Below are 2,359 nucleotides of genomic sequence, written 5' to 3'. Positions count from 1 at the left end.
AAGATCATGAGCCATGGCGCGTACCCGGGCCGTGGTATGCGGTGCGAACCAGACCATACCGGCGCTACCCGGGGATCAGGGGATCGAGCTGGATCCGTAACCGGCCGGTGGTTCGCCGGGTCGCGAGGACGCCGCGAGCGGATCGCAGCGAGGCCGCGAGGGCCGCACCGCGCTCACGCCGGACCCGGATCAGGACCCGTTCGATCTCCTCCGGGCCGGAGGTGGCGCTGTCGGGGCCGCGCCGCCCGGCACCCACGGCAGACGAATCGCCCTGGTTCGCGCCGTCGGGAACGGCCCGCGCGGATGGTGCGGGGGGCAGCGGTACCGGCCCGAGCACATCGGCGCCGTCGGGAAGCTCGACGGCGGCCAGCAGCTCCGCGACCGCCGCGGCGGTGCCCGCTACGGACGCCATCCGGGTCGCCGGCGGGAACCCCAGCTCCGCCCGCTCGTCGGCTTCCCGGGCGACGAACGTGCCAGGATCCCAACGGACGAGCGCCTGGACCGGCCCTAGTCCGGCATCGGCCGCGACGATGACCCGCCCCCCGCGCGCGGCGGGCCGGGCGAGCGCGGCGGCGGCGGTCCACCGGCGCAGAGTCTCCTCCCCCGCGCGCAGGTCGGGACGGCCCAGCAGAGCCCAGCCGTCGAGGAGCAGCACCGCCCCGTAGCCGCCGTCCGCCATGGGCTCCGCCCCCGGGGTCGAGATTACAAGGGCCGGTTCTGCGGGCACGGTGGCGAGCACCCCGCCCCGGCCGGAGGTGCGGACCGGAACGCCCGGAAAGGCCCGTCCCAGTTCCTCCGCCGTGCGACGATCTCCCGTTACCGAGGCGCGCAGCCGCGGGCCCGAACAGGACGGGCAGTGCCAGACCGCCGCGGCGACCGGACGGCCGCACCACCGGCAGGAGAGCGCACCGCCGCCCGCCGCCCGGCCCAGCGGCCCCTGACAGTGCGGGCACCGGGCGGGCCGCCGGCAGTCCGCGCAGGCCAGTGACGGCTGGTATCCCCTCCTCGGCACCTGGACCAGTACCGGCAGACCGGCAGCCAGCGCATCCCGGGCGGTCCGCACCGCGAGGGAGGGCAGCCTCGCCGCCCGGGCGGCGGGGTCACGGGCGTGTTCGAGGTCGGAGCCGGTGGCCTCGACCCGGGGAGCCAGCGCGCGCACCTGCTCCCGGGGCGGCACCACCGGGTGCGCCCACCCCGTGCGCACCAGCGCCTCGGCATCCGTCGACGGGCAGAACCCGCCGATCACGAGCGCGCACCCCTGGAGCCGGGAGCGCAGGACGGCGACGTCTCGGGCGTGCGGGTACGGGGCCAGCGGCTCGGCATGCAGGTCGTCACCGTCATCCCACACCACCACCAGGCCAAGCTCGGCCACGGGCGCGAACATCGCCGCGCGGGTACCCACCACCGCCCGCGCCTGTCCGCGGCTGACCGCGAGGAACGCGCGATATCGCCGGGCCGGGCCGAGATCGGCCCGCAGTGCGACGGTGGTCTCCCGACCGACCGCAGCGACCATCGCTGCCTCGACCCGGTCGACATCACGATGATCGGGTACGACGACGAGTACGCCGCGACCGGACGCCGCCGTGGCGGCGGCCGCGGCGGCGATCATCTCCGGCCAGGCGGGGCCGGGCGGGGCCCACCAGACCGCCCTTGGTGACCTGCCCGCCGCCAGGGCGGTGAGCAGCGACGGACCCGTGGGATAGCGGCCCCACTCGCCGGGTTCCGGCGGCACGGCCTCAAGCCCCGGTGCGACAGCCGCAGGCCCCGGCGAAACGACCTCGGGCCTCGGTGAGGCAGCCTCCGCCCGGCCGTGGCGGGGAGGCACGGCGAGCCGGAGGACGTCGGCCAGCGTGCCGGCGTAACGATCGGCAACCGCGCGGGCGAGTTTCGCGACGGGCTCGGACAGCACAGGCTCCGGCGAGATCGACCGGGCCAGCGGCGCGAGCTGACCGGAATGGTCGGAACTCTCGCGACGCTCCAGCACGAACCCGTCGACCAGCCGGCCCGCGAACCGGACCCGGACCCGGGATCCCGGCACCGCCAGGTCAGCCAGGTCCGCCGGCACGAGGTAGTCGAAGGGACGGTCGAGATGGGCGAGCGCAGTGTCGACGGCAACCCGCGCCACCGGCAGCCGCGCGGCGAGCGGCCGCGGCGAACCGGAACCCGCGGAGCGCGAAACTCCCGACCGGGAAGCCCCCGACCCGACCTCTGCCCGGCCGACCGCTGACGGGCTGAGGCCGGGGAGGGTGCCGGGGTGCTCGGTCATGACGGCATTCGTATCAGCCGCCTACGACATCCTTCGACCCCGTTCCCCCGCCGGAACAGCGACCGGCGGGACACGCTCTCCCCGATCCCCCGA

Annotated in this window: 1 protein-coding gene; it reads right to left on the bottom strand. The window is 76.1% G+C overall.

The annotated features are described in order from the left end of the window. Positions 1-64 precede the first annotated feature (64 nt). Entirely contained in the window at positions 65-2,266 is a 2,202-nt protein-coding gene (locus AC08ON_RS05640) for a primosomal protein N' (protein ID WP_476607702.1), read from the bottom strand. Positions 2,267-2,359 lie beyond the last annotated feature (93 nt).

The organism is Frankia sp. CoWAU3, from assembly GCF_977971855.1.
The sequence above is the reverse complement of the archived record's forward strand: the minus strand, read 5'-3'. Positions and strand labels throughout refer to the sequence as shown.

Bases quoted from the DNA above. Each gene is read 5' to 3' on its own strand.
- AC08ON_RS05640 (WP_476607702.1), bottom strand. From the start codon at position 2,266: ATGACCGAGCACCCCGGCACCCTCCCCGGCCTCAGCCCGTCAGCGGTC.